Raw genomic sequence first — 25524 nt, 5'->3', positions numbered from 1 at the left:
CTTACAAGCAGTTACGTATAATATTCGGGGATTTGAATAAATATTCGATATACCGGTGATTCTGCGCTAGCTACTGTAAAATATCTCTCATTTTAGGTTATATAAACTTATTTTCACTTTTTTCTGCATATTAAAATATTATATTTAGCATCAAGGGTTACAGGCTCGACTACAGATGCCGCGATAATGCAGGGAATAAAAACTTTTTAATCCGTCGCTGACGCGGGATTATTGGTCAGCCTACTTTCAAAGCTCTCAATGACTCTTCCTGGATCCTTAAATATAAAACCTATAGCCTATGAAAAAGCACCATACGCTAACCCTTAAGCTTTTTAAAAAGCTCGACAGTTTGGTACCCCTTGACGAAAAAATACGGGATTTTCTTTACGAACATATCACAGGAGAATATTATCCCCATGACGAGGTGCTTTTACAGCCAAAGGATAAATCTAAAGATGTATATTATTTATCGAGCGGCACTGCTGTACTTTATATATTTGACACCTCAGGGGATAAACAAGTACTGGAGATATATCAGGCCGATGATATCATATTTAATGTCAGCCATATTCTGCAACAGCCTCCCGGTTGCTATTTATCGGCCTGTGGGGACAGCTACCTTTTAAAGATAACTTATGAGATTGTTTTGGAACTAAACCGAAGGTTTCCGGAAACTGACGAGTTGTCGCGAAAAGTTGTCGCCGGAAAAGAGCTCAAAAACCTGTGGCGTAATAAAATACTTATTATGCCGGGTATTAAAAAAGTAGAAGCATTCTATAAACAATACCCTGAGCTCTTGCCGCCCGGCAGGGTTATGAGAGATACAGAGCTGGCCTCATTCCTTCTCTTAGCAGAAGGATCGTTGAGAGCGCTCCGGAACCGACTGCTGCAATCAGGTGTGTTAAAAACCGACAATTAATTATAGGTTAACAAAAAATTAATTTTGGCGCATATTTATGCGCCTTATTTTTTAAAACATATATGATTTTTGAAATAGCGACATCCGAATGCCGCTATTGTTACTTTTTAGGATTGGGTAAGGAGTATAGATGAGAACAATAATTAAGAGACTGCATAATTTTTTAGAAGAAACCATTGATCCACAAAACCTTATACAGAAAGGTGTAGATGAAACTGATATTCGAACGTGCTCCGCGTTTATTCTGGAAAACACATCGGTGCTGCAAAGAAAGATACAATACCGTCTCGATAGAGCAGATCTATCACAAGAGCATGTTTTACGCCTGTTGAGAACACTGACTTCGCTATCAAACAGGGTTTTTAACTTTTTATCACATCGTTCGTTAGCCGGGCACCCTTCCGGGCAAATGATCCGAAATCTGTACAAGGTTAGTTGTAACAAAATTGAAAACATACTGACCTTATTAAACTTGTTCGCAGACCGGAAAATCGTGCCGGTGTCCGATTTTGCGGTACAGGCGGCCGTCATGCGGCTGAAAGAAATGCGGCAACAATTTGAATCTTGTTTAACAGGAGCAGATCTGGACCCTGTACTTAAAGAAATGACGTTGTTTTCGCTCGGACATAGTATCCGGAAAATAGGAATAACCTGGGATGACTGTTATTCGCTTGAAACACTCATGACCTTACTTTCAAGAGAACGAAATTATAGCACTACATCTCTGATCAACGCATTGATCCGGCATAATTTTAACACCCCCGAGTTTTTTCTTTATTGCACACGAATGTGGCGGAACGCTTTGCTGGAAACAGGCAGCCTGGAACAGCAACTGGAAATTGTTATCAGCGAAAAGCACCGGATCTACGAACTTTCGGTAGAAGGGAAGCAAATTGTTGCTGATGGAGGCAAGACAATTGCCGCCGAACTTAGGGAATACTTATATGAGCAATATCTTTATCTAAAACATCTGTTAAAGCTCCGCAAATCGATGCATCAGGAAAAAGAAAATGCAACGCAGATAACAAAGTTCCCTGTGAACCTGTCAGTGCCGCAATTTGGACTTTTTATCCGTCTGCAGATCGAAAAAGGAATTTTACCAAAAGAACGTGTAGGGCAACTATTCAATTTTTTCGCAACACATTTCTATACGGCCGGTGCCCGTCATATATCTGCGGAGAGCTTACAGAAAAAATCGACAGACGTGGAATTTGCTACCGCACGGCAAATGAAGGGGCAATTAATAGCGATGCTGAATTGGTTGAATGCTAACTATAATCTTTCCAACTATAGTTGATTCTTTTGGAACTCCCTTAGCAATTCAAGTTTCTCAAGAAGCTCCAACATCTCAGCATACCATGTATAAGTAAATTCGGGGTTGCTTTTCAGCAGGGCTAAATTGGCCGACATCATATCTGCTGGAGTATACAAGTTCAGCCGTCCGGCTTGTTCAGCAAACAACTGATTCATCCCGAGCGCACTGAATTTGGTGTTTAATTTGGATGTTTCTACCATGTTAAAAGCTTATCGCCGGGCGGCCCGTCGTAACTACTGTTTGATACAAAGCTAAAACAAATTGATAATCTTTGTTGAACGAACCTCAATCTGTACATAAGAATGAAAAGAATGTGAAGTCAAAGAGGCCAATAAGATACTGCTTTAACACAGGTAGAGAAGAATAATACTTGCATAAGATGAATTTCGGCCCATATGGCTCATTCGATGACCGGGGCGGACTTTGAGAGCCGGGAAAAAAATCTGCGAAAAACTTCATTACCTATATGGCTGGAATGACTGCGAAGCTGTATGTTCCGGAAAGGTTGACCATGCCATTCCGCGCTCCAGATTACTTGAGTTGTGTAAGATAAATTGCTGAATAGTTATAAGATTGACACAATTAGCCTAATCAAAATGTCACGGAACCGCTTAGTTGCTTTTGCGGAATCGTTGGTCGATGGGATCGGAATCTTCATGTTTAAGGGCAGATTCAGTCCATCTATTATATAGCTTGGGTTATACCGTTCACTTTATCTTTAAAGCCCGCATAGTTTTGCTCAATTTTTGCTTTTAAAAAGTTGAATTCATAGTCACAATCACAGGATTGCCCAAAAGAATTACAGGAAATCAGTGCTATAGCAGCACACAGGCCAGGATCGATTTTACAGATCAAAGATGAATTAAACTCTTCAATAATTATTTTGAAGAGTATTTTATCCTGTACGCTTTTACCGCGAGGGTATCAAATGTGGTAAGTGTTTGAATAAATGACTCGTTTAATTCATTATGGGCAATGCCATATGCCAGGGACTTCAGATTTCCTTTTTCATCATATCGCACTAATTTGTAATAGAGCAGCGAGACGTCAAGAGACCTGTTGTCACCATGCACAACATACTGGTAGTTATAGGTGCCATCTAAATTGATGTCAAACTTATACTTGAAAAATTCAGCTGTAATTATGGGATCATCTTCAATTTTATTGGTAACGGTGGATTTTAAAATCCGGGTATCGCCAAGTACTTTAACATTGATGATATCAGCGCTGTACCTGATCTTCCCGTTATCATAAAATATAAACCGGGTTTGTCCATAGTTGTTGGTAACGCCAGGCTCTATAAATTTGGATGAGTAGAAGATGTCTCCGGTTTTTGTCTTCAAGCTATAATTTCTATCCAGGTAATTCTGGATAGTTTTGCTGTTGTTATGTGAATCGAGTTGTACTCCCCCGACAGTAAAGACATGCATTTCGGATACCGGCTCCAACTTATCGAAAGTCATCACAACCGGATCCTTGATAGTATGATCACTGTCGTTTTTTTTACTGCATCCAAATATTGAAACGGTGAGCAGCAGAAGACAACCTTTAAGCACAATCTGGGGTGTCTTGAAGAGCATTGATCTAAGCATATTATGTTATTCTTTTTCTAATAAGAAGTATTGAGATCTATATTGTGGCCTTTCATTCCCATTTCTTTAGTGACTTTTAAGCCACTCCAACCTGCGCTGATCAGGCAGGTGTTTAATCGAGAAGTTTTCAAACTTTGCCTCAAACCCATCACCATCAGGACAGGCAGCCATAAGGCCAATTTGTACGGGGGCGTTGTCCTGAAGCGGTGCATTCCTGGTCATGATGTAGGTTTTATCATCCAGCGAGTAAAAGATTTCCACAGCGTCGAGCCGGCGCACCAGCTTTATCCAAACAAAGGGCGGTGCTTTTTCCAGGGTCGTAACACTCCAATCGCTCTTCTCATGCGTAACCACGGTACTAATATTAAACTTACCGTCAACAAATTCTACACCTGCCTTTATATAATTCTTCTGATCGGTGCGGATCATCAGTCCCATCTGATCGAAACGGGCTTTATAAGCACCGGTGATCTTCACCTTCGCTTCCAACTCGCCGCCATAGGTGCTGTAATAAAAAGGTGCATCATCTACTGTAAAACCATAATGAGATATCCGCCAGTAATCACTTTTAGGAGTCACCTGCATGATCAAACTATTATTTTTGATCTCCCAATGCTCGGGTTCGTTGAACCATTGCATTTTCTCAAGGGTTTGTGCTTTCATTTTGTTTAAGCTAAGTAACAGGCTTAATACAATAAGGAGTCTTTTCATATTGTTATTACTGATCTGCAGGCCTGATAGCCATTGAATTTTGTATGTTAGCAAAGTTAACGCCAGTAGAAACCACTAACAATGGTGATTAATAACCATATTGAAATGGAAAATATCCGCAAGCTTCTTGATATTAAGTTATTGTCCCAGCCATTCAGTGCAATACAAGCCGACCTGCAATTGAATGATGGTAAGCTCATTGCACAACTCTACACCAGATTGGAAAATTGTATTAGCGTGCTCAGCGACATGAAGGCTCGTAAAAGCTACATCTACTATAGCCCGATTGCGGAACAATTAAATCTTGACACGGAAGAAAAGGAAATCAATTCAATTTGGGAGGATAAGCTATTAAGCCAGGTTCATAAGGAGGATCTACAAAAGAAATATCAGCTCGAATTCCAATTTTTTCAGCTGTTGAGTTCGGTTGACTCAGCCGAACGGGTTAACTACGGGGTAATTACCAGGCTTCGGTTTAAGAGCACAAGGGGGATCAATTTAATACTGCAACATCGCTTACTGTACATTAGCAGTTCCGCAGATGGCAGCGTCTGGTTAGCGCTTTGCCTGTACAATGTGATGTATGACCATCCTGGGTTTGCCATTCCTGAGGGAGTGATTATCAACTCTCAAACAGGCAAAATCATCGATCCTGACCGGCATGGAGCTGCAGAGATTTTATCATCCAGAGAGAAAGCTGTACTTCAATTGATTAAACAGGGATATAGGAGCAAGGATATCGCTGGCAACCTGTCTCTCAGTATCCATACCGTTAACCGGCATCGGCAAAACATATTTCAAAAACTTAACGTGACCAATGCAATGGAAGCCTGTAGGGTTGCAGAAGCAATTGGATTGGTTTAGGAGGCAAATGGCAAGGCGCAACGTTTTGAATCAGGATAAGGGAATAGCTTAAAATCCATTGTTACCATTAGACATATATCAAGCTCATCTTTTGCCGCGCACGACCTCCCGTTGGAAACTACCCTCATGAAACGAGCTTGGACGAGCTCTAAAAATTCAATTTTTGAGACTTTCCTAATCAACTTTTTCCCATTGATGATCATCTGATGTCCATTGTCGCGGAAGTTTATCTATGCTTTGATTCCAACACCCTGTGTAGCAAAATATTATGCGGGCTGTAATATAGGTCAGTTATCCTTTAAAAGATGTAATATAAAACCCGATCCCCTTACGCTTTCAAGACGAATGTGGGCATCTTGCTCCAGCAATTTGCGTAGTCGCCCAATGTATACATCAAGGCTTCGCCCGCTAAAATAATCAGCAGAATCCCAAAGGTTTTTCAGCACCTCCTGTCTGCTGACGATACGTCCGGGCTGCCTTGCAAGCTGTTCAAGTACACCGGACTCATGTTTGGTACCTGGTTTCCTTAGCGCATAGCCAGATGCCAAACATGAGTGGTAAAGATGTCGAACTTTCATTGTACGCCCCTACGATATTGATCGAGGCCAATGCTCAATAGCCCCCTTTTTTAGTTTATCGCGGCGAGAAGAGCAATATCAGGAATTCAGGAAGCGACTCTACACAAATGTATATCCAAGGTAATACAAACGAAGCAATGAGCTTCTTTTTTCAGGAAATTAGTTCAAAAAACTGACATTATCTATTATGGATTACAATGATGCCTTATCATAAAAAGGTAACTACCTTAACTAACATTCATGATCTTGAGAAAACAATAGATAATGTAAAAAATAACCGATTGCAATTCTTAAACTTATATTCCCAACAATTTTCGGTTAGTGATGATTTTAAAACGATAGCTATCAATTGTATAAAGAGCACAGCTATTAACGATTCCATGCTGCTTTGCTACAACAACCGGATTCTATTAGATAAGCAGAATTTATATACAAAACTTTAGTTAGCTCAAAATAGCCGGTATCAGGAATATAGAATTTATACCCAATCCAATGTATGATGTAGCTTGCCTGAATCTTGTCGAGATGGCTTTAGGCGGGCCACTCCACGATGCGATCAGCAGCACCAGCGGTAGCTTTATAAAAAGATTTGATTTCGTGGAAAAAGAATTTACAGGAGTTACCAAGGATTTCTTGATGGCTAATACCTTGTACGCTGCTAACCTTAACCGGGTGTCTATATCAAAAGATTATCTTCATAAATTCAATAAGCAATGCACAGATAAAGGATACAATGTTTGTCACTATCTTTGATTATGAGCTTACAAGGTATTTTTCCGATTGAAAGTTGGAACTTCAATACACCGTCTGTATTAAGTTCACTATCAAAAGCTGATTATGAACGATTGTTTTTAAATAGCTCTACTCACTTCTATCAGAAAGGAGAAAGTTTATTTAAAGAAGGTACCGTACCATCGGGCATCTTCCTGGTAATTGCCGGAAAAATTAAAAAATATAAATCCGGCGGATATGGAAAGGAGCAAATCATTTATGTCGCAAATAAAGGCGAATTGATAGGCTATCATGCAGTACTGGCAGAAGAACGTTACCCGGATTCTGCTACTGCTATGGAGGACAGCGAAATCCGTTATATTCCAAACCCAGATTTTATCGCCGTTGTAAAAACGTGCCCACTCTTCGCCAGTCAGTTGCTCAAAGTATTAAGTCATGAGTTTACTGTGCTATCTAATACCATTTCTGTTTTGGCACAAAGAAACGCACCTGAACGGCTTGCTATTACTTTGATCGTTTTACGGGAAAAATATAAAGATCAGCAGGAAGGTGCCCTTATTAAATTAACGGTATCAAGGGCAGACTTGGCGCGCATGGCTGGGATAGCGGAAGAGAATGTTATCCGGTTATTAAGAGATTTTAAAAGGGAGGGAATATTGGAGTTAACAGGACGGGAAATCTTAATAAAAGATATCAAATTATTGGTAAAACGAGCCAATTATAAATGAAACCTATTTCGGAGGTTAACATTCTTCGATCGATTATCTCAGCCAAAACGCATCAGGAGAATAATCTTTTCTCAAAAAAAGTTAATGCCGCAATAACTGCTTGTTACATTCCCATCATTAATACAGGATGGCCAAATTAATTTCAATTGTGACCAGCGTAGAACATCGACTTCCTGTATGATTGCTTATAAAATGCACTGATCACCACTACTATTTAGGATGATCTAAATGTTGTGTAAGAAATGGATTTTCTACTGCTGGAAACAAAGGAGGCCAAATTCTTTGGTATTTATAATGAGCTTTATCAATATGATGTCCAGATCAGAAATGGTGGTCATCAATAAAGGGTCTGCCCGGTTGCCGGAAGTGACCGGGAGCATTTTATATCTCCGACCCTTCACTAATACCATAAACTTTGTTAAAAAATGCATCTATCAAATGCTGGTCTTCAGGGAAGTTATAGACCTTGCTGATCTTCCCATCTTTAAACTTCCACAATAAGCACGACATACCCCGTACATTTTCACCTTCTGCGCGGTTGCTCCAGTTAAGGTGGCAATCAATTACAAACTCGTCATTAAACCCCATAACAATAGGGCTTGCTTCAAAGGATGATAAGTTCAATTGTTTAAAATAATGAAGTACTTCTTCGGCCCCTTTCTTAACGCCACTTAACGGGTGCCTGCCGGGAATTATCCATTCAATATCATCAGACAGGATGTTGTGAATGGCCGTCAGGTTATTAGCTGCGTATGCCTCAAAAAAAGAATGGATCAATTGAATGTTGGGATGTTGATTTGACATTGTTACATCATTTAAGTTTTCAATGATACGTTAATTATACCATATACCAAACTGGTAAATGGTATAATTAGTTCATATATTTATTCTCCTCATGTGATTCCAGGTTTCGCAGGCTGGATAAACCACACCTGATTGACCGCGGTTGGCCAATTTCAAAGTGACCACCCTTAACTGTTAAATTCAGCCTTTTTTATGAAAAGAGTGAAGATTGGAGAAGTCAAAAGAACTGGTTTTGAATATTTAATCAGTAAATTCCCACTATTGGGAGTATTTATATATTTTAATCGTACATCTTTAAAACCTGGCCAGAAAAACCTATCAGGGCGTATCTAATGACAAGGAGCGCTCTGTCCAAAAGCTTATTAATGCTGTCGGGGTAATTATAAATCCAAGGGGTACACTGGGTTAAGTGCAACCAACATCGCCAATGCTGAGAACGCCGGTGAAAACACAAGGAATATACTGGACTGCCTGCTGCAAACCAGATGGATTATTTTTTCAGTAATGAAGAAATGCAAAAAATAATTCTGTGGCAGATCAGTGAAAGCACCGAAATCATGAGAGAGGTCTGTGAGGAAAGAGAGCAGCTCAGGAAGATCTTTTTTGCACTTTCTGACAAAGAACTCAAACGAAAGGACATTGATCTGAGGGCGGTATCAGCGCTATTAGTTGCCGGTATCCACTACCACCTGGTGCTCCATGCAAAATCAAAAGACACAATGTTTTGCGAAATAGAACTGAATGCACCGGAGGGAATGACCAGAATTAAAAATGCGATCAGTATGATATTAGAAAATACCTACAATCAAACAACACTACAAAAGGCATAAAAAATAAAAAAACTAAGAAAATATGTAATATATAATCCGAATGCCGATTTTGCTGATCGTTCTTGTATCTGCCTTTAGCACCGCTAACGCCCAGACAAAATTTGGCATCAAGGCTGGGATGAGCTTTTCAAATATTACAGACAAAGCAGAAAATGGCGATAAGGCTGGACATTCTGAAAAGCTTGACCATGCCATTCCGCGCTCCAGCATCTGCCTGATGCATATATCTCAAAATCTAAGAGCGCATATATTCAGATCGCAGAAAAGCAGAATTTCATCCATATAGATTTACAAGCCCTCCCAGTTCGAATTTATAACGTCGGATTTAATGACTACATATTGCTCATCTCGCAATTCGATGTTTTAAAAATTATATAAGAAATCTTCATATTAAAGCGCCAGGTATCCTATGTCCTTATAATCATTTCATCCAAAATTAGGGTAGGACTATAATATTATGTGTGATCAAGATCTCGATTTTCACTTTTCACTTTTCGCATTTAAATAATTGAAAGGCTAAATGTCTAAATTAAAAGGGCAGTGGTTCTCCTATTTCAACTATCATTAAACATCACCGAATTCGGGGATACATTATCACGAACGCTTTTTTTAGGTTCGCTAAAAGCTTTCATTTAAGCTCAAGGGGATTTACTTATTACGCATTACGCGTAATCTGGCGTAAATAAATAAAAGTATGATGAAAAAACAAGAAGGACGTCCTTTAGGAACTCGTGAAAGATTGCTGTGGCTTCTGGATCAACAACGACCGGTGCATTTTACGATGGCTGCTGAAATTACAGCGACATTCACCACCAATCAATGGCTACGGGCGTTACATGCCGTACAACAACAGCACCCTTTACTATCTGTAGGCATACAGATCAATTCCAGCAACGCACCTGAATTTAAATTTGAATACGGACGTATTATTCCATTAAAAATTGTAAAGACAGCTACTCCAGATGCCTGGGTTTCGGAATTAGAGCAAGATACCGTTCAAAGATTTGACAGCACCTGTGCTCCTTTAATGAGAGCGGCGGTCTATGAATCTGATAATCAATCAGTAATTGCGCTAACTGCTCACCATGCCATCAGTGATGGTCGCTCGCTATCCTTCGTGCTTCGCGATCTGCTTAACGCTATAGATGGCAAAATCGCACCTGCTTATGACATGCCTCCTTCAATGGACTCCTATACTGAAAAATCTCGCAATGCAGCTAATGAGATTGCGGTTGATAAGGAAATTATCAACGGTTTTAAAGAACAACCACCTAAAGCTTGGCCAAAACCACAAATCCAATTGTTGGCGCTATCGGAGGAACTTTCCAGTCAGGTAATTAAACGATCTAAGGAGGAACATACTTCTGTACACGGTACATTAAGTGCAGCACTAGTTTGGGCAAACAAATCGTGGAAATCAAATCCTATATCTATATATTCACCGGTTTCAGTGCGTGAAACTGTCGGCGCAGAAGAGACCACATCCGTATTTATTACAGGCCGTACAGTGCCATTCGACATAAATGTGAGCAAATCATTTTGGGATACCGCCCGCGATGCTAAATACGCGTTAGCTGGCGCAAATTCTTTAGACTTCCTATCAGTATTTAACCAGGCATTATTAGAATTTATATCGACTATTCATAATTGGTCAGATATTGCCAATTTCGTCAACACGAAATTGGCGCATGATTTTCTGTTGAGTAATCTCGGATCGTTGCCATTCAGCAGCCATTATGGTCAATTTACTTTGAAATCTATCTGGGGACCCTTTTTGTTGCCAGGATCTGAAAATAGTTATTCGTTAGGAGTAGCTACGATCAACGGATCAATCCGATTGACACTTACATCCTTAGGGGATACGGAGCTAAAACCTATTTTAGAAGGGTTGAAAGATATTCTTCAAGAACAGACGGCCTATGACTTATCTAATGGTGATGATAGTGATTGCCTGCATTGTAAGTAAGTTTAAATCTATCTCACTGATTTTAGAAAGCATGTAATAACCGGTCTTTGCTAGCACCGAACAAACTCTCCAAATTCAGTGGTATGAGCACCTTTAACGAAAGCGTAAAATTAGTTCATACTTGAAGTAGAATTTTTATATGGACATATGATCAAAGCTTCATCTGCATTAACAGAGCGATGCGAAAATTATTTCGATGTAAATGACAACACTATTCACTGTTATATTTGTGGAAACGGTCCTGTGTTCTTGCTGCCTTCATCAGAATAGAGGCCATCCATTGATTTAATCATGCCATTACCTGTCTTTGAAAAATTTAACGCTGTTTGTAGAAATTGGTTCTAAGAAAACTTCCGATAGCTTACGGACTAGCGATGGATATTTGGTCATTATTTTTCAGGATAGTGACCAGGCACTTATGGTGGCGCTAAAAGCAGACGTCGAATTTGCTTGATGATAATTGACACCTAATTAAATTTACAATTTCTAAAATTAACAAGACAGCTTAATCCAAGCACAAATAATGTGATATGTAAGCTCATCATATGTTGTTGTAAAACGGAGATATCCAAATATTAGAGAACAAAATAAAGCTTCCTGGTAACTGATCAACGGTGTTACTTTGATGCAGGGTGGTTTGGGAGAACACGGATTGTAAGTTAATTAGAGGCTGCCATCTTAACTTTATTTAACACTATTTAAGCTTCCGTTAACATTTATTTATAAAAAAGCATGAAATCTTTGCCAAGAGTTTAATGGAACGAAATTGGTGAAAATACGAAGGCCGGTTATAGAGAAAACTAACTCAATATGCCATAGCACTTCAGTCATAATTAAACTATATCATCGTATCCCTTTACTTGAAAATTATTATATATCCCAAACAAAAAATTTCATGAAAAAACTATTTTTTATTATCGCATTTATCATTACAAAGGCAGTTTCAAGTGCTAACGCCCAACAGGGGAGTTTCAAATGGAATTTTGGAATAAGTGGAGGCATCGCGAAGAGGCAGACATTTAATGAAGCTTTGGGTTTCGATTTTGGACTTGAAACCAAGATAAACGGTATTTTTTCAGCTACTGCTGGAATTGGGTTCGATCATTTATTTGAGCACGATTTTGTGAACCGGAATAAGTATGCCTATCCATATGGTACGCCTTACAACACCGTTCCCTTCCAAGTTGGCTTAAAAGCAGATATAGGCAATGGCTTCTATATCGCCACAAAGGCAGGTTTAGCTTTAGGCACCCGTAATTCGGATTACGGAAGTTCATTTGTCTGGACGCCATCAGCAGGTTATACTTTTAAAAATGGTTTAGATATCAGTTTACGTTATGAAGATTATACAAGCTTTAAAGGTTCACAAAACTTTGGTCTGCGGGTTGGCTATAACATTCCTTTCAGAAGAAAATAGCGTCACTAAGCATAATTGAGCCATTTTCAGGAGATTTTACCGCATGCCTGCGATTAGCTTCTATTATTGATGATTTTGGATAGTTGGTAAAATTTGTCTTTCTTATCAATCATAACTAATTAAATGAACTGATCAGCAACATGTAAAATCTATAAATACAAACTCTCATTGCTTCCTATGCTTAAATATCGTGGATCCGGCGAAAACGTATGTTGCGAACATCGGAAGAAATCATCTGTTCCAGGTATTTGCGCTCGAACGCTTGATTTTATGAAAGGCGTTACACGGTGCCGGCAATTTTGTGGAAAAACGAACGAATTTATCTTGCTGGCACTTTGCCCCGCAGGACATGTAACTAATCTTCATCGTATTTTAATTTAACCACTTGTATTATTGCCAGTCTGTTTTACTATGCAATATCTATGAAAACAAAGTTGAAGTTATTTTCAAAAACCATGTTGTTCTGTATTGGCTTGGTCAGCATACAAAAAGTAAAAGCTCAAAGCATAAACAGGGAAGAAATTATTCCATTATGGAATCGAAGACTTCCAGATGGCCCGGGTCCAGGAGGAGAAGAGGTAGTAAATGATAAAGGGTCTATTAAAAATATTTCAGAACCAAGGTTAATCGTACACCTCCCCGCTCACCCGAACGGGACAGCGATTTTGGTTATAAGCGGTGGTGGGTACGCTTACCTGAATGAAGGGAAGGAGAGCGGACCTGCGGCAAATTGGCTGCAATCACAGGGCGTTGTGGCATTTGAACTAATCTATCGTCTTCCTGCTGAACACTGGGCAACGTCCGATGTCCCTTTTGAGGACGGGCAGCGAGCCATGCGTATCATTCGCGGTTCAGCGCTGCGATTTGGCTATAGCGAACATAAAGTAGGAATTATGGGTTTTTCCGCAGGGGGGCACTTAGCGGCTATGATTGAAACCGCACCTAACAAACTGTTTTATAAAACCATCGATGATATAGACCGTTTGGACGCGCGCCCGGATTTCGCGGTACTCCTCTACCCGGTCATTACCATGCTCCCGCCATATAATAAAACACGCTCAGAAAAGGAACTTTTAGGTCAATACATGGATGAGAGCCTGGAAAAAATTTATTCGCCGGAATTACATGTGGATGAAAACACGCCGCCGACTTTCTTGGCACAGTCTCTGGACGATCCAATCTCTCCAGCGGAAAATAGTAAAATGATGTTTGCAACCTTGCAAAAATATCATGTTAAGTCCGAACTACATTTATTTCCCATAGGTGGCCATGGTTGGGGGACGGGCAGAGTAAACTCTCCCGCACATAAGTGGCTGAGACTTTTCAAAAATTGGGCGAAAGGAAACGGATTCTTTTAGAATTATTTTTGAAGTTGTTAATGCCTAAGCATTTTTAATTTACTAACGGTTAGACGGGCAGATCCTATTAAACAATAATATGGGGTTGATGCAAGCGTAAGAAAATTATGGACGAAAAACATCAATGAAACATTGGTGAAGGAAATGCAAGATTCACTTCTTGACATGATAAAAAAAGCTGCATGCATATGCATGCAGCCTAACAAACAATCCAACAAAACTTACTCCCGAACGCTTGTAGGGTCTTTGAGCGTCATTTCAGCTATTTCATCTTTGCGTTTAAAAGCTACCCCCGGATGCTTTTGCATGTATGTAATCAATTCCGTGGCTGCTTTTGTCATTTGCGGGGTGCCGCTGACACGGTCATGAAATGTTATGGAAAGTTGCCTGCGTTTCGTTGCGGACTCTTCGTAAAGTTGATCGAATTCCATCTTAATTTGTGAGACGAACTGATCGGGTGAAAAATTTCTCAATTCAATCATCCCTAGGTCGTTATTGCGCACAGTGTAAGGTACCACGGCGAAATCCTTTTGGTTGACTTTAATAATGAATGGCTCGTCCCTGCTTAAATCGTCAATATGGTAGATGCAGCCAAGCTCTTGTAAAATATTAAGTGTGTTCTCACTACGGCGCAAAAAGTTAGCATTATAACCAACTGCAGTTTGGCCCGTCACTTTTTTGATGGCGTCTAAACCGTCTTTGATAAATTTCTTTTCATCATCGTAAGACATGTCGTATTCGTCTTTCCAGTTCATGCCATGGCCTGATGCCTCATGGCCCCGGTCTACAATTTCCTTAGCTAAGGCGGGGTTTCGCAACACGGCGGAGCCAACCATGTGTGTTGTCACCTTTATACCTAATTTATCCCAGTTATCAAGCATCCTGGGAATCCCTTCCTTATAGCCGTATTCGTACCATGTTGCCGCCGGCAAATCTTTGTAACCAGGTTTCATGTTTGGAGGAAAAGGGCTTGGTGCATTATCCGGCTGCCCCCCGGCCTCAAACAACATCGTAGCGGACACGACGAGTCTTGATCCGTCTGCCCACTTCGAGCGTGTTGGCTTCATCCCTTGAATATTTTTTTCAGCTACCGCTATTTGATTAGCTCCAATGATACCAGCCAGGGATAGTAAGCCGGTCTGCTTTATGAAATTTCTTCTGTCGTTCATAGGTATATTTCTAAATTTATCTTTCGATAATTGCCCTGCGCCGATCGATAATCATACCGGCACAGGGCAGGTTCATTATTGCTTATTTAATGAATGGTTGATTAAATTTTTTAATAGCTGCCTGAGGATCGGCAAAGTAGTCGGTATATTGCTTGCCCGCTTCTCCAACAAAAATTTCATAACGGTTCTCTGTAATTCCGTTATATATATCTTCTGCAACCACCGATGGTGGTAAGCCATGCTGTTCGCCACCCATTTCTTTGGTAGCATCTGTATCGATCAGCGACGGCATGACTTCGAAAACTTTAATGTTTGTATCAGAAGCTAAAGTTAAACGCAAAGCCACGGAATGTGAATGCAGTGCCGTTTTAGCATCGGAATAAGTTGGCAAAACTACCAGGGGATGGAACGCCACGTTAGACGTGATGTTCACGATAACAGCGTCAGGTTGCTTTTTTAGCAGCGGCAATAAAAGCTCTGTAAGCCTTATAGGAGCAAAATAGTTCGTCTCAAATTCCTGTTTCGCTTTCTCAAAGGCATTAGCACCTTCTCCAAGTTGATAAGCGAAACCTACCCCGGCATTATTAATAAGCACGCTGAGATCGTTGTAATCAGCTTCTAGTTTTAATACAAGTGAGCGCACCGCGGCGTCATTGGTAACGTCGCACACGATGTAATCAACACCTAGCTCCCTCCCGGCCTTTTCCAATTTTTCTGCATTACGTCCGGAAATGATTACTTTATTTCCTTTTTCAACTAAAAATTTTGCGGTTGCGTAACCTATTCCCGAACCGCCTCCGGTTATTAGGATTGTTTTGTTTGTCATGTTCATGATTTCTATATTTGTGTTTTTTTGTTTGTAATTTCTGTTTAAACTGAGTAGCTAATACTTAAACTACCTGAAAAATCTCCACCGTAGATTTGCGAACCTTCGGGATCTTTGCAAACTCATCTTCGGATGAACGGTAGCCAAGCACAAAAAGCAAAACTGATGTAAGATTTTTTTGTCCTAGGCCGAGGATTTCATCTACCGCTGCATTATTAAACCCACCAATCGGCGAAGCATCAACGCCAGCTTCTGCAGCAGCTGCCACGAAAACACCTACTGCGATGTAAGCTTGATTTTCAGCCCAGGTAATTCGCTGCTGTACATTCATTTTACTCAGCATTCCATTTATAAATTGTTCCCGCTGCTCAAGATTATTACGCAATGTCTGCCTGGCAACTACCGCCTTGTCGATGTAGTCTGCAACAGTCTTCTCATTCACATTTGTTTCTGCCGCTACCACCAAAACGTGTGATCCGGTGGTAATTTGAGCCTGACCATTTGCCGCCCGGCCAATTTCCTCCAGCTTAATTTGATCTTGGATCAGTAAAAATTTATAAGGCTGGAGGCCAAACGATGAGGGAGCAAGACGTACAGACTCAAAAATATCTGCAAGTACTTCAGGCGTTACTTTCTTGGAAGTATCATATTTTTTAACAGCATATCGCCATTGAAATGACTGCACTAATGACATAAGTTAAATTATATTTTTTTTTAATGTCTTTAAATTCACTTGCTACTTGCAAGTAAACAAAGGTAAATAACTTCACTTGCTACTTGCAAGTATTATTTGACATTTTATTGTCATGAAAGAAAAATTAATAGTGCTTATCTTGAATTGTCAAAATCCAGTCTGCCGTATTTATTGACTTTATAGTAAAACTCTCTGAAGGATAAGGGGGTACGAAAGCGGCAAATCGGCGCCCGGCCTCTGTGCGGCAGTTTTTTCGTTACTCGCTCGCCATATAAATATAACAACCATTAAACCATCTTCAACAGACTGGAATATAGGCTATTACTTAAATTTAAACCTAAGAGGAGATCAAAGCGAAAAAGTAAAGTGCGAAGCGATAGAGCTAAATGGGCGAGAATATATTTGACTTCCAAAGCAAGCGCATGTCTCCATTAGTAGTAACTGCCTTATCGACGGTCCGCCTTTCCTTCAGGAAAGGAACTGATATGACCTTCATTGTTGAGTTTAACTTTTTCACCTTCTGACTCACCCACATTAAAATAATTGTAACCCTTTAACCTCCAGCAATCCAGTGGTCGGCGATAGACGAATTCTCCAGGTTAAGTTAGTAGAAAGGATGTTTCATGACTATGTCATGCGGCAGTCGCCTATCGCCAATATCGGGGATTGTCGGGATTTGTGCCTGCGTTGATCTTTGTGATTGTAAGCTTCATGCTTATAACATTTATTGAAAATACCTTAATTCTGATCAATGAAAGGAAAAAAAATTTTATTCGCGTGCGTCCCGGCTGACGGACATTTTAAGCCATTAAGTAAAGTCGCAAAGTATTATATGGATTGCGGTGCTGATGTAAGGTGGCTTGTATCGGATATATATGCTGCTGAACTCGCTAAATTAGGCATCCGCCATTACCCCTTGGTTAAAACGCTTGATATCAATGCTAACAATATCGCAGACCTGGTTCCTGAAATAAGGACAAATGACCATTTAAGAAGAATGACTCTTTACCGTATTCAATACGCGAAACGATCAATTGAATACTACCATGATATTAAAGCAATCAGGGATTCTTTCCAGTTCGATCTGATGATTGTAGATAGCTTGTTTCCTGCAATTCCTTTCATAAAGCCGTTGTTACAGGTTCCTGTCGTTGCTATCGGCGTTGTTCCTCTTGCCGAAAATTCGATCGATACGGCGCCCTATGGCCTGGGTTTGTTGCCACCGAAAAATGATCCGGAAAGGACTTTATACAAGCGGTTGTATCAGGAAATGCCCAACAAAACTCAAGAAGCTACTGAAATTTTTGCTGAGCTGCTTCAACAGGAAGGGATACCTTATGGGGGCCTAACCATCGAAAACACGCTCATCAAGGCGGCTGATTTATATCTTCAGATAGGTGTCCCGGAATTCGAGTATTACAGAAGTGATTTAGGCAACAACATTAAATTCATTGGCTCGCTATTGAATATCCAGTCTGATAAAAATGATAGCTGGCACGATGATCGCCTTAAATCTTACAAAAAAGTGGCTTTGGTAACGCAAGGTACTGTTGAAGGCGATTCTACAAAGCTGCTTGAACCCACGATAGCAGCATTTATGAACACAGATATTCTACTTATTGTAACAACCGGAGGAAAGTCGACCATGCGTCTACGTGAGATGTATCTGGCACCAAACGTGATCGTTGAGGATTATATACCTTTCAATCAAATAATGAAGCACGTTGATGTATATATTACAAATGGCGGCTACGGTGGTGCAACGCTAAGTATAATGCACCGAGTTCCAATGATCACTGCGGGTCTTCACGAAGGAAAGAATGAAATTTGTGCAAGGGTGGAACATTTTGGAATAGGTATTAACCTTAACACGGAACATCCCGCACCTGAGCGGATCAGGGAAGCATTTGATGAAATAGCAAAGAGCAATAATTACAAAAATAAGATCTCTGCGCTTGCTGATATTTACGAAAGGTATGATTCTTTGAAAGTAATTGATCATTATGTTTATCCACTTTTAAATATCAAAGATCCTTCCTAGGCCGGCAACTAGCCCCTATTCAGATCAATTACTGTTACACAATAAACAAGCTCCCCACATTGATGATTTCCTACACCATTTAGGCCTTGTTTTGATCCAAATGGACGGGTATTTAACATTAAGATTGTTTTATTAGATGCGACCAATTATAAACGATTATATATTTGAATAAAGTCAATATGATCCGGCTTACTTTCAATATCTATCCTTTCGACTCTTCATTAGCTCATTGCATATGGATTTTGCAGATTTAATCAACGAAATACTTGATAAGGCCCGATGGTACAACCATTCTTACGGCGTGGCGCCCGCGTCAGCTTCTATTATACCATTCGATAGTTTGGAACTGAATAACGCAGATTATTTTGCATCTACCTACAAAGAAAAGCTACAGGCCTGTAAAGTCCTTATTGGGATATACATATATGATGATTATTCGATGGATGATTTGATTGATTTTCTTTATTTATCGAAGGATACCGCAGACCTTGCAGTTGCTGATATCGCCATTAGTGTACACAACTATATTCATGCGCTATCTGATGCAACAAAGTTTCGAGAATGGAAGCTTGAACAAGCCGCCGCTACATTTGGCCAGGTTTTCGCACTCGCAGTTGTCCATAAGATACAGTTTTATCCTATTGAGACCACGATGGTAGAGGAATACCGACATCAGCTATATCGTAAGCACAATCAAACACTTTTCAAACTCATGGCGGTGAGTGATTAGTCATAGCCTTCGAAATAGATTTCCCTACGCACATTATTATGAAGTGTACTCCATATGTCTTTATATAATATTATGATTGATCGCTTTTGCAACTACTTCAGTCAAGGATGCCACATGCAGCTTCTCATAAATATTTTTCATATGACTTCTTACTGTTTCATAACTGATTTTCAATTCAGCAGCAATCATCTTATGACTTAAGCCATTTACAACACAGGCCAGTACCTCTTTTTCGCGCTGCGTTAATCCATAGTCGGTTGTCCTGCATTTGTTTACATTTAGGGGCTGCTGCATTAACGCTAAAACTTTGCGGGCAATAGAAGGGCTCATAGGTGAGCCGCCGGAATCGAGCTCCTTCACAGCGGTAATCAAATTATCTTTTAAGGTGTTCTTCAAAACATATCCGGAAGCACCGGCGATTATCGAGTCATATATCCTGTCATCGTCCTCGAAGACAGTCTGAACTAATATAAGGATCTCCGGATGATGTTTTTTTATTAAACGTATGGCATCGATTCCGCTGATCCCAGGCATTTCGAGATCCATTAGAACTACGGAAGGTTTGGTCAATTTTATATCCTCCAGGCAATTCATCGCCGAGCCAAAGGCACCCACAATCTCAAACGAAAAGTCCGTGCTTAACAACATTCTAATACTATTACGCATGTTAGGGTTGTCATCAAAAATGGTTATTCGTATACTCATGAATTACAAAAAATTAACTTATACAATTTTAAATGTCACGGTCAGCGACGTTCCGGATTTTCCGGATGTGACGATTCGTAATAAACCATTCATCTGTTCCGCACGATTCTTCATGTTGGACAGTCCGTTTCCTTTGACACCAGACAAACCGGAGTTATCGTGAACGTAATCAAATCCGACGCCGTCATCCTTGACTTCCAATGAAATGGTTTCATTATCGACCGAAAGTACGGCCTTCAATGTTTTGCAATCCGCATGTTTTATCGCGTTGTTGATCGCCTCTTTAAGAATGAGAAAAAGATTTTTTCTTAAGGACATGCTCATGCTTTGATGGAAAAGTTTAGCATCTGCATCGATGGAAAACTTTATTCCCTTAGCAGCACAAAGCGGCTTAGCATAGGATTCTATACGTTTGACTATGCTAATGATATGATCGTTTTTAGCATCAATACTCCATATAATATCTGTCATTTCTTGTACGATGGAGGTAGCAGTTTCACTGATAATTTTTAGAAGTTGCTCAACGTCGTTCCGTTTATTTTGCTGCTGAAATATTTTTGCAACCTCCGTGTAGACTGCGATACTGCTTAGCGTGGAACCAACTTGATCGTGAAGATCTCTCGCAATACCATTTCTCACATCTTGAATTTTTTTGAGTTCACGAATCTGATACATGTAAACGTGATAAATGATAGAGCAAATTATCATAATCACCAATAGACTGAACCAATATTGTTCATAAAAAGGGGGTTCAACGATGATTTGTAAACTACTGAAATTACTTGCATAATTCCCTTTCCAGTTACTTGCTTTTACTTGGAATTCATACTTTCCGGCCTTCAAATTTGAATAACTTACGGAGTTTTTTATCCCTGCCATCACCCAGTTGCTATCAATACCTACCATTCTGTACAGATATTGAATATTATCTCCGCCGTAGTCCGGCGCGGAAAAGTCGATCGTAAAATAGTTTTGACTTTTTTCGAGGGTTATGCCGGCTCCGTACAGTAATTTATTGAAGGATTTATTAAAAATCGAAAAATCCGTAAAGTAAACCTTCGGTGACAAATTAATTTTAGGAACTTGCTGCGGATCGAATTTAACATAATAATCGTTGCCTGCCGCAAAAATATTGCCACTCTCACCCGCAATGGGAAACCCGCGAACACCCTCATTTGTTCGAAGTTCAGGAATGTCATAGCAGGTATACCTGCGATTTTTAGAATCGTATTTATGGAAGTGTCCGTTACAAATCATCCAAAGGTTATTTTCTTTATCCGGCAGGAACCCTTCCGTCAAATTGCTCGATTCTTCAACGTGATCTAATGTGTTTGAAACCGTATCCATTTTATAAAGACCGCCTCCATAGCTTGAAATCCATATATCGCCTTTGAAATCTTTTTCAATATCATATACGTTCATTGCACGACCGCCTTTTCCTGTGTTCGAGGATGTATGATAATGAATCACAGGCTGGTTGCTATTGCATGTCAGGTCACCCAGACCGCTTTTCCAGGTCGCCAACCACAGGTGTCCATTATTGTCATTGTAAATTTTCGTTATCTTGTCATCCCAGATCTCCTTCTGAACGTTTTTTTCATTAACAGCAATCCATCTCTTATCTGTTAAATCATAGTACCGCAAAAACCTATTTGATAGTGAAATAAGTAGTGCAGGATGGCCTTTTATATTATCTCTTGCTATCGAGAGAATAGTAGAATTTTTCAATTTTCGCATCATCGGATCTTCTTCTGTATTTGGAAGAATAGCAACAGTCCCGGATTTATCATTGTATCTGAACAGCGAATAATTCGTTCCCCAATAGAAAGCCCCGTCTACGTCACGATAAAATCTATTTACAATAAAGTCCTGACCCTTATATTTGCTTACGATAACATCGATATGATGGTCTTTGCCAGACTCCCTTAGCACTCCCCTATCTGTAGCTATCCAAAGATTCCCTACAATATCTTCATAGAGGTCAAAAATTTGATTTACCCGAAAAACCTTTGGTATAACGACCCTCTTAAATGGAGAAAAAATTGCACTGATTTGGTTTAAGCCATTATTGGTGCCCAACCAAATGTTGCCTCTTTCATCCGGGTAAACAATATTGATATGATCGTCCGAAATAGAACCGTCGTCAGCAACGCCTTTTAAGTAACGACAAACACTCCTGCTTAGTGGATCGTAGCAAGCCAGGCCTGAATTCCTGAAGCCTACATATAATTGTCCGTTAGGCGTTCTTACAATCGACGAGATCATATCATTCAATGCTACGATCTGTTTTGACAAGGTGTGTTCCAGAAATAGTTTACGTCCTTTGGTCCTGTAAAAAAGTTTTCCCTTGTTATCACCGTACCAAATGGTACCTTCCTTATCGATATAAATTGTTGTAACGGCACTGCTTTGATTTTCGATTAGGTTCAAGCAACGTTTTTCCGCGTTAAAGTTGCCTAGCAATTTGGATTCTCCTCCGATCCAAATACTGTTGTCCTTTCCTATTGTCAATGACAGCAAAGGTGCTTTCCACAGATGGGCATACTTATAGAATCGATTCTGGCGCGCCTTATAATTGACCAGAAGTTCATTGTCGATAATCATCCACAAATTGCCGTCACTATCTATATTTAAATTTGTAATACGTCCAGGTGGAAGACTATATGGATCAGTTTCTTTATACGCATATCGTTTGAACCGGCGGGGTGCAGACTGTCTGTAATCATATCTGAAAAGTCCTCCGTTGGCAGTGGCAATCCATATGTCATCATCGTTACCCTGGCAAAGGCCGGTGATAATATTAGCTTTAGGGCTATCCTTATCATCATCTGCAAAATTTAAATCGGTAAAATATTTTCCGTCGAATCTCTGGAGACCGTCTTCCGTTCCAATCCACAAAAATCCTCTCCGATCCATTAAAATCACATTAATATGGCTATTTACCAATCCATTCTCCGGAGTAAACTTTCGAAAAAACAAGCTGTAAACCGGCTTTGCGGCAACTATAGACGGCAGAACGGCAAATACAGTAAAGATCACGGCAAAGCATCTGTCTTTCATCCCACGACGAAACAATAGCCTATAATTTTGGCGGCTACAATAAAAAAAATCATGAAACAAATTTTTCAATTGTTGTTTTATTGCCCCCTCGGATATTGGTGATTTAAACTGCAATTGATATTAAATATTAAAATGTTGCCTCATCAAGTTATTTTCTTCTTTAATGCGGTTGAATAGTAACAAAATGTACAATGGAAATCCAATCGCGAAAGAGTACCAGGCGTGGAAAAACAACGAAAGTGAAATGAGTTCCGGAATAATATTCAGGTAATAGTTTGGATGTCTGATGTGCCTGAATAAAAAACTGGAATTAATGCGATGGTAACTACTCGGGCCAATAATCAATTTCACCGTCCAGATGCGGCGTAGTTGGAAAATAACATAGTATAATACAATAATTGAAAAAATATAGAGGATCAAGCCAACGTAGGTCAAAGGGTCATTTGCTAAAGCTCGTTTTAAATATGCCTCAAAAAAGCAACCAAGGTAATATACGAAATGGAGAGTGATCAACATTTTCGAATTTTGTACTCCGTATTCGATCGCACCCATCATTTTCATCTTTTTCTCATTAGAAGCTGAAATAAGAACGGTCAAAAGCCGAAATAAAAAGGTAACATAAAAAGTCGTCGTAACTAAAATCATTGCAATTTTCTTTTTTGGCTGAAAGTGGTTCGATGGAATCACAGATCACATCGACGCTACTAGCCTATGACACATAGGATAAATGAATATTAAAATCCTGCAAAATTCAGAAAAGCCAGCACGAGGCACAATGAACATTTGGTAAGAAAATCATAATTATAGCCAATGTGACGCTGTTATGAGAATGAACAAGGCAACGCCGTTCAGAGGACCGAAAATTTAAAATTCCATGGTGTTAATTATTTTATTTAGTGCGAAGCGGTTATACTAACTGCTTTACATGCAACATTTGTTATCAGGAAATAATTTCGGCAGCACGCTGTTACATCGAAGAAGGACAAGATGAATTGGTGATTCAGATCACCTCGAAAAAGAATATATATATGTTCTTTTGCAAGTGAAGCAACCATCTATAAGCGGTCGGTTCACCTTTTAAGACCTACAGCTTAAAATAGATCTGAGCCCAATCCTGTTTAGAGCATACGTAAAATATACATAAATGAAATATACCGTAATCTTGTTATACTTTTTTTTCGCATCACAATATGCATTTTCTCAAAAGACATATATACAATGCGGCAAGCTAATTGACGGCGTCTCCAAGACCTCCTATAATGAAATGACCATTATAGTGGAAGATAAAAAAATATTTTCTATCCAGCCTGGCTATCTTTCAGGCGACAAAAATGATCACATTATCAGCCTGCGTAACAAGACGGTTCTCCCAGGCCTGATTGACTGTCATGTCCACGTCGAAGCGGAAATTACCAAAACTTCAGAATTGGATGCACTCAGGCTTGAGGATGCCGATGTTGCCTACATCGCCGCAGCAAACGCTAAGAAATTACTGTTAGCAGGTTTTACAACTGTTCGCGATTTAGGGGGTACGGGAGTGAATGTCAGTCTGCGGAATGCGATAGAATCAGGCCTCACGGATGGCCCCAGGATATACACCGCTGGAAGAGCGATTTCTTCAAGTGGCGGGCACATGGATTATACTGATGGTTTCAGACACGATGTGTTTGCTCATCAACCTGATCCGGCGATGGGGGTTGCTGACGGTGAAGCCGAAATTGTGAAAGCAGTGCGGTTACAGTATAAACAAGGTGTAGATGTTATAAAGTTGGCTTCTACAGGAGGCGTGCTCGATCTGAGCAATAACGGTGAAGGAGCACAATATACAACCGATGAAATCAAGGCTGCAGTCCAAACCGCTAAAGATTACGGTTTGAAGGTTGCGTGTCACGCCCATGGAAGCGAAGGTATCAAACGTGCTATCCTTGCAGGTGTTACTTCAATTGAACATGGGACTTTTATGGACGAAGAATGTTTAGCATTGGCAAAAAAACATGGCACATGGTTAGTTCCAACGCTTACAGCAGGTCACAGCGTAGCCGATTCGGCCAAGGTTCCGGGATTCTTTCTTCCAATAGTGGCACGCAAAGCCCTGGCAATCGGTCCGCAATTGCAAAAGTCTTTTCGAAATGCCTATAAAACAGGAATCAGGATAGCATTTGGTACAGATGTAGGTGTTTTTCCTTATGGTAAAAACTACCTTGAATTTTATTACATGACACTTGGCGGAATGAGTCCTATGGAAGCTTTGCAATCAGCAACAACCTCAGCTGCTGAATTACTCGGTATCAATGACAAAACTGGCAGTATCGCTCCCGGAAAGCTCGCCGACATCGTGGCTGTGGACGGAAATCCCCTAGTTGACATCCTCGATATGAGCAAAGTATCATTTGTAATGAAGGATGGTAAAATATACCGTAATGACAGATAGAAAGCGATGCTGCATTCATAAAGTTTCTAATGAGCTACTGAAAATTTAATAACC

23 protein-coding genes are annotated in these 25524 nt (G+C 40.0%); 12 read left to right on the top strand and 11 right to left on the bottom strand.

Annotation, left to right across the window (positions count from 1 at the left end):
• The first annotated feature begins 298 nt into the window (after positions 1 to 298).
• Complete coding sequence (locus DUL71_RS28790) at positions 299 to 919, top strand: Crp/Fnr family transcriptional regulator (RefSeq protein WP_114941271.1); 621 nt, start codon at positions 299 to 301, stop codon at positions 917 to 919.
• A 130-nt stretch (positions 920 to 1049) separates the two neighbouring features.
• Positions 1050 to 2216, top strand: coding sequence for a hypothetical protein (locus DUL71_RS28785; RefSeq protein ID WP_114941270.1), 1167 nt, complete (start codon positions 1050 to 1052; stop codon positions 2214 to 2216).
• Here the strand turns inward: DUL71_RS28785 and DUL71_RS28780 are convergent.
• From DUL71_RS28780 to DUL71_RS28770, 3 genes are all read right to left on the bottom strand, one after another.
• Positions 2207 to 2434, bottom strand: coding sequence for a hypothetical protein (locus DUL71_RS28780; RefSeq protein WP_114941269.1), 228 nt, complete (start codon positions 2432 to 2434; stop codon positions 2207 to 2209). The genes DUL71_RS28785 and DUL71_RS28780 overlap by 10 nt on opposite strands.
• 678 nt (positions 2435 to 3112) lie before the next feature.
• A complete protein-coding gene (locus DUL71_RS28775; protein ID WP_114941268.1) occupies positions 3113 to 3814 on the bottom strand; it encodes a hypothetical protein in 702 nt (233 codons plus the stop codon).
• A 78-nt stretch (positions 3815 to 3892) separates the two neighbouring features.
• On the bottom strand, positions 3893 to 4489 hold the full coding sequence (locus DUL71_RS28770) for a DUF1349 domain-containing protein (protein ID WP_244228863.1): 597 nt from the start codon (positions 4487 to 4489) through the stop codon (positions 3893 to 3895).
• A 153-nt stretch (positions 4490 to 4642) separates the two neighbouring features.
• Between DUL71_RS28770 and DUL71_RS28765 the strand changes: the two genes are divergently transcribed.
• On the top strand, positions 4643 to 5401 hold the full coding sequence (locus DUL71_RS28765) for a response regulator transcription factor (RefSeq protein ID WP_161964533.1): 759 nt from the start codon (positions 4643 to 4645) through the stop codon (positions 5399 to 5401).
• Positions 5402 to 5688: 287 nt separating this feature from the next.
• Here the strand turns inward: DUL71_RS28765 and DUL71_RS28755 are convergent, their stop codons facing one another.
• Positions 5689 to 5979 carry a winged helix-turn-helix domain-containing protein gene (locus DUL71_RS28755; protein WP_114941265.1) on the bottom strand — a complete coding sequence of 97 codons (291 nt, stop codon included), beginning with the start codon at positions 5977 to 5979 and terminating at the stop codon, positions 5689 to 5691.
• 492 nt (positions 5980 to 6471) lie between these two features.
• Here DUL71_RS28755 and DUL71_RS28745 point away from each other — a divergent pair, with 492 nt between their 5' ends.
• Positions 6472 to 6732 (top strand): hypothetical protein, encoded by a 261-nt coding sequence (locus DUL71_RS28745; protein ID WP_114941263.1) that lies wholly within the window; start codon positions 6472 to 6474, stop codon positions 6730 to 6732.
• Between the two features lie 2 nt (positions 6733 to 6734).
• Positions 6735 to 7439, top strand: a complete 705-nt coding sequence (locus DUL71_RS28740; protein ID WP_114941262.1) for a Crp/Fnr family transcriptional regulator — start codon at positions 6735 to 6737, stop codon at positions 7437 to 7439.
• Between the two features lie 381 nt (positions 7440 to 7820).
• Here DUL71_RS28740 and DUL71_RS28735 read toward each other — a convergent pair whose 3' ends face one another.
• Positions 7821 to 8243 carry a nuclear transport factor 2 family protein gene (locus tag DUL71_RS28735; protein ID WP_114941261.1) on the bottom strand — a complete coding sequence of 141 codons (423 nt, stop codon included), beginning with the start codon at positions 8241 to 8243 and terminating at the stop codon, positions 7821 to 7823.
• Between the two features lie 485 nt (positions 8244 to 8728).
• On the opposite strand from DUL71_RS28735, the gene DUL71_RS28730 reads away from it, so the two are divergent.
• The 4 genes from DUL71_RS28730 (at position 8729) to DUL71_RS28710 (ending at position 13814) form a co-directional block, all read left to right on the top strand.
• The gene (locus tag DUL71_RS28730; RefSeq protein WP_244228862.1) at positions 8729 to 9073 is read left to right on the top strand and encodes a hypothetical protein; all 345 of its coding nucleotides are present in this window, start codon (positions 8729 to 8731) and stop codon (positions 9071 to 9073) included.
• 694 nt (positions 9074 to 9767) lie between these two features.
• A complete protein-coding gene (locus tag DUL71_RS28720) occupies positions 9768 to 11039 on the top strand; it encodes a condensation domain-containing protein (RefSeq protein WP_114941259.1) in 1272 nt (423 codons plus the stop codon).
• An 895-nt stretch (positions 11040 to 11934) separates the two neighbouring features.
• The gene (locus DUL71_RS28715; RefSeq protein ID WP_114941258.1) at positions 11935 to 12456 is read left to right on the top strand and encodes a hypothetical protein; all 522 of its coding nucleotides are present in this window, start codon (positions 11935 to 11937) and stop codon (positions 12454 to 12456) included.
• A gap of 422 nt (positions 12457 to 12878) precedes the next feature.
• Complete coding sequence (locus tag DUL71_RS28710) at positions 12879 to 13814, top strand: alpha/beta hydrolase (RefSeq protein WP_114941257.1); 936 nt, start codon at positions 12879 to 12881, stop codon at positions 13812 to 13814.
• A 221-nt stretch (positions 13815 to 14035) separates the two neighbouring features.
• Here the strand turns inward: DUL71_RS28710 and DUL71_RS28705 are convergent, their stop codons facing one another.
• The 3 genes from DUL71_RS28705 to DUL71_RS28695 all read right to left on the bottom strand — a co-directional run bounded on the left by DUL71_RS28705 (position 14036) and on the right by DUL71_RS28695 (position 16503).
• Complete coding sequence (locus DUL71_RS28705; protein ID WP_114941256.1) at positions 14036 to 14983, bottom strand: polysaccharide deacetylase family protein; 948 nt, start codon at positions 14981 to 14983, stop codon at positions 14036 to 14038.
• A gap of 82 nt (positions 14984 to 15065) precedes the next feature.
• Positions 15066 to 15809 (bottom strand): SDR family oxidoreductase, encoded by a 744-nt coding sequence (locus DUL71_RS28700; RefSeq protein WP_244228861.1) that lies wholly within the window; start codon positions 15807 to 15809, stop codon positions 15066 to 15068.
• 64 nt (positions 15810 to 15873) lie between these two features.
• Positions 15874 to 16503, bottom strand: a complete 630-nt coding sequence (locus DUL71_RS28695) for a nitroreductase family protein (RefSeq protein WP_114941254.1) — start codon at positions 16501 to 16503, stop codon at positions 15874 to 15876.
• 751 nt (positions 16504 to 17254) lie between these two features.
• Here DUL71_RS28695 and DUL71_RS28690 point away from each other — a divergent pair.
• Both DUL71_RS28690 and DUL71_RS28685 read left to right on the top strand, forming a co-directional pair.
• Positions 17255 to 18544, top strand: coding sequence for a glycosyltransferase (locus tag DUL71_RS28690; RefSeq protein WP_114941253.1), 1290 nt, complete (start codon positions 17255 to 17257; stop codon positions 18542 to 18544).
• A 235-nt stretch (positions 18545 to 18779) separates the two neighbouring features.
• On the top strand, positions 18780 to 19274 hold the full coding sequence (locus DUL71_RS28685) for a hypothetical protein (RefSeq protein ID WP_114941252.1): 495 nt from the start codon (positions 18780 to 18782) through the stop codon (positions 19272 to 19274).
• Positions 19275 to 19334: 60 nt separating this feature from the next.
• On the opposite strand, the gene DUL71_RS28680 is transcribed toward DUL71_RS28685, so the two are convergent.
• The 3 genes from DUL71_RS28680 to DUL71_RS32805 are packed head-to-tail and all read right to left on the bottom strand — an operon-like array spanning position 19335 to position 23555.
• Positions 19335 to 19979 (bottom strand): response regulator transcription factor, encoded by a 645-nt coding sequence (locus tag DUL71_RS28680; RefSeq protein WP_114941251.1) that lies wholly within the window; start codon positions 19977 to 19979, stop codon positions 19335 to 19337.
• Positions 19980 to 19997: 18 nt separating this feature from the next.
• Entirely contained in the window at positions 19998 to 23153 is a 3156-nt protein-coding gene (locus DUL71_RS28675) for a sensor histidine kinase (RefSeq protein WP_154402504.1), read from the bottom strand.
• Positions 23154 to 23159: 6 nt separating this feature from the next.
• On the bottom strand, positions 23160 to 23555 hold the full coding sequence (locus DUL71_RS32805) for an isoprenylcysteine carboxylmethyltransferase family protein (RefSeq protein WP_425270986.1): 396 nt from the start codon (positions 23553 to 23555) through the stop codon (positions 23160 to 23162).
• A gap of 628 nt (positions 23556 to 24183) precedes the next feature.
• Between DUL71_RS32805 and DUL71_RS28665 the strand changes: the two genes are divergently transcribed.
• Positions 24184 to 25470 (top strand): metal-dependent hydrolase family protein, encoded by a 1287-nt coding sequence (locus tag DUL71_RS28665; RefSeq protein WP_114941248.1) that lies wholly within the window; start codon positions 24184 to 24186, stop codon positions 25468 to 25470.
• The last annotated feature ends 54 nt before the right edge of the window (positions 25471 to 25524 follow it).

The organism is Mucilaginibacter endophyticus (assembly GCF_003351025.1).
Classification (GTDB): Bacteria; Bacteroidota; Bacteroidia; order Sphingobacteriales; family Sphingobacteriaceae; genus Mucilaginibacter; species Mucilaginibacter endophyticus.
The sequence above is the reverse complement of the archived record's forward strand: the minus strand, read 5'-3'. Positions and strand labels throughout refer to the sequence as shown.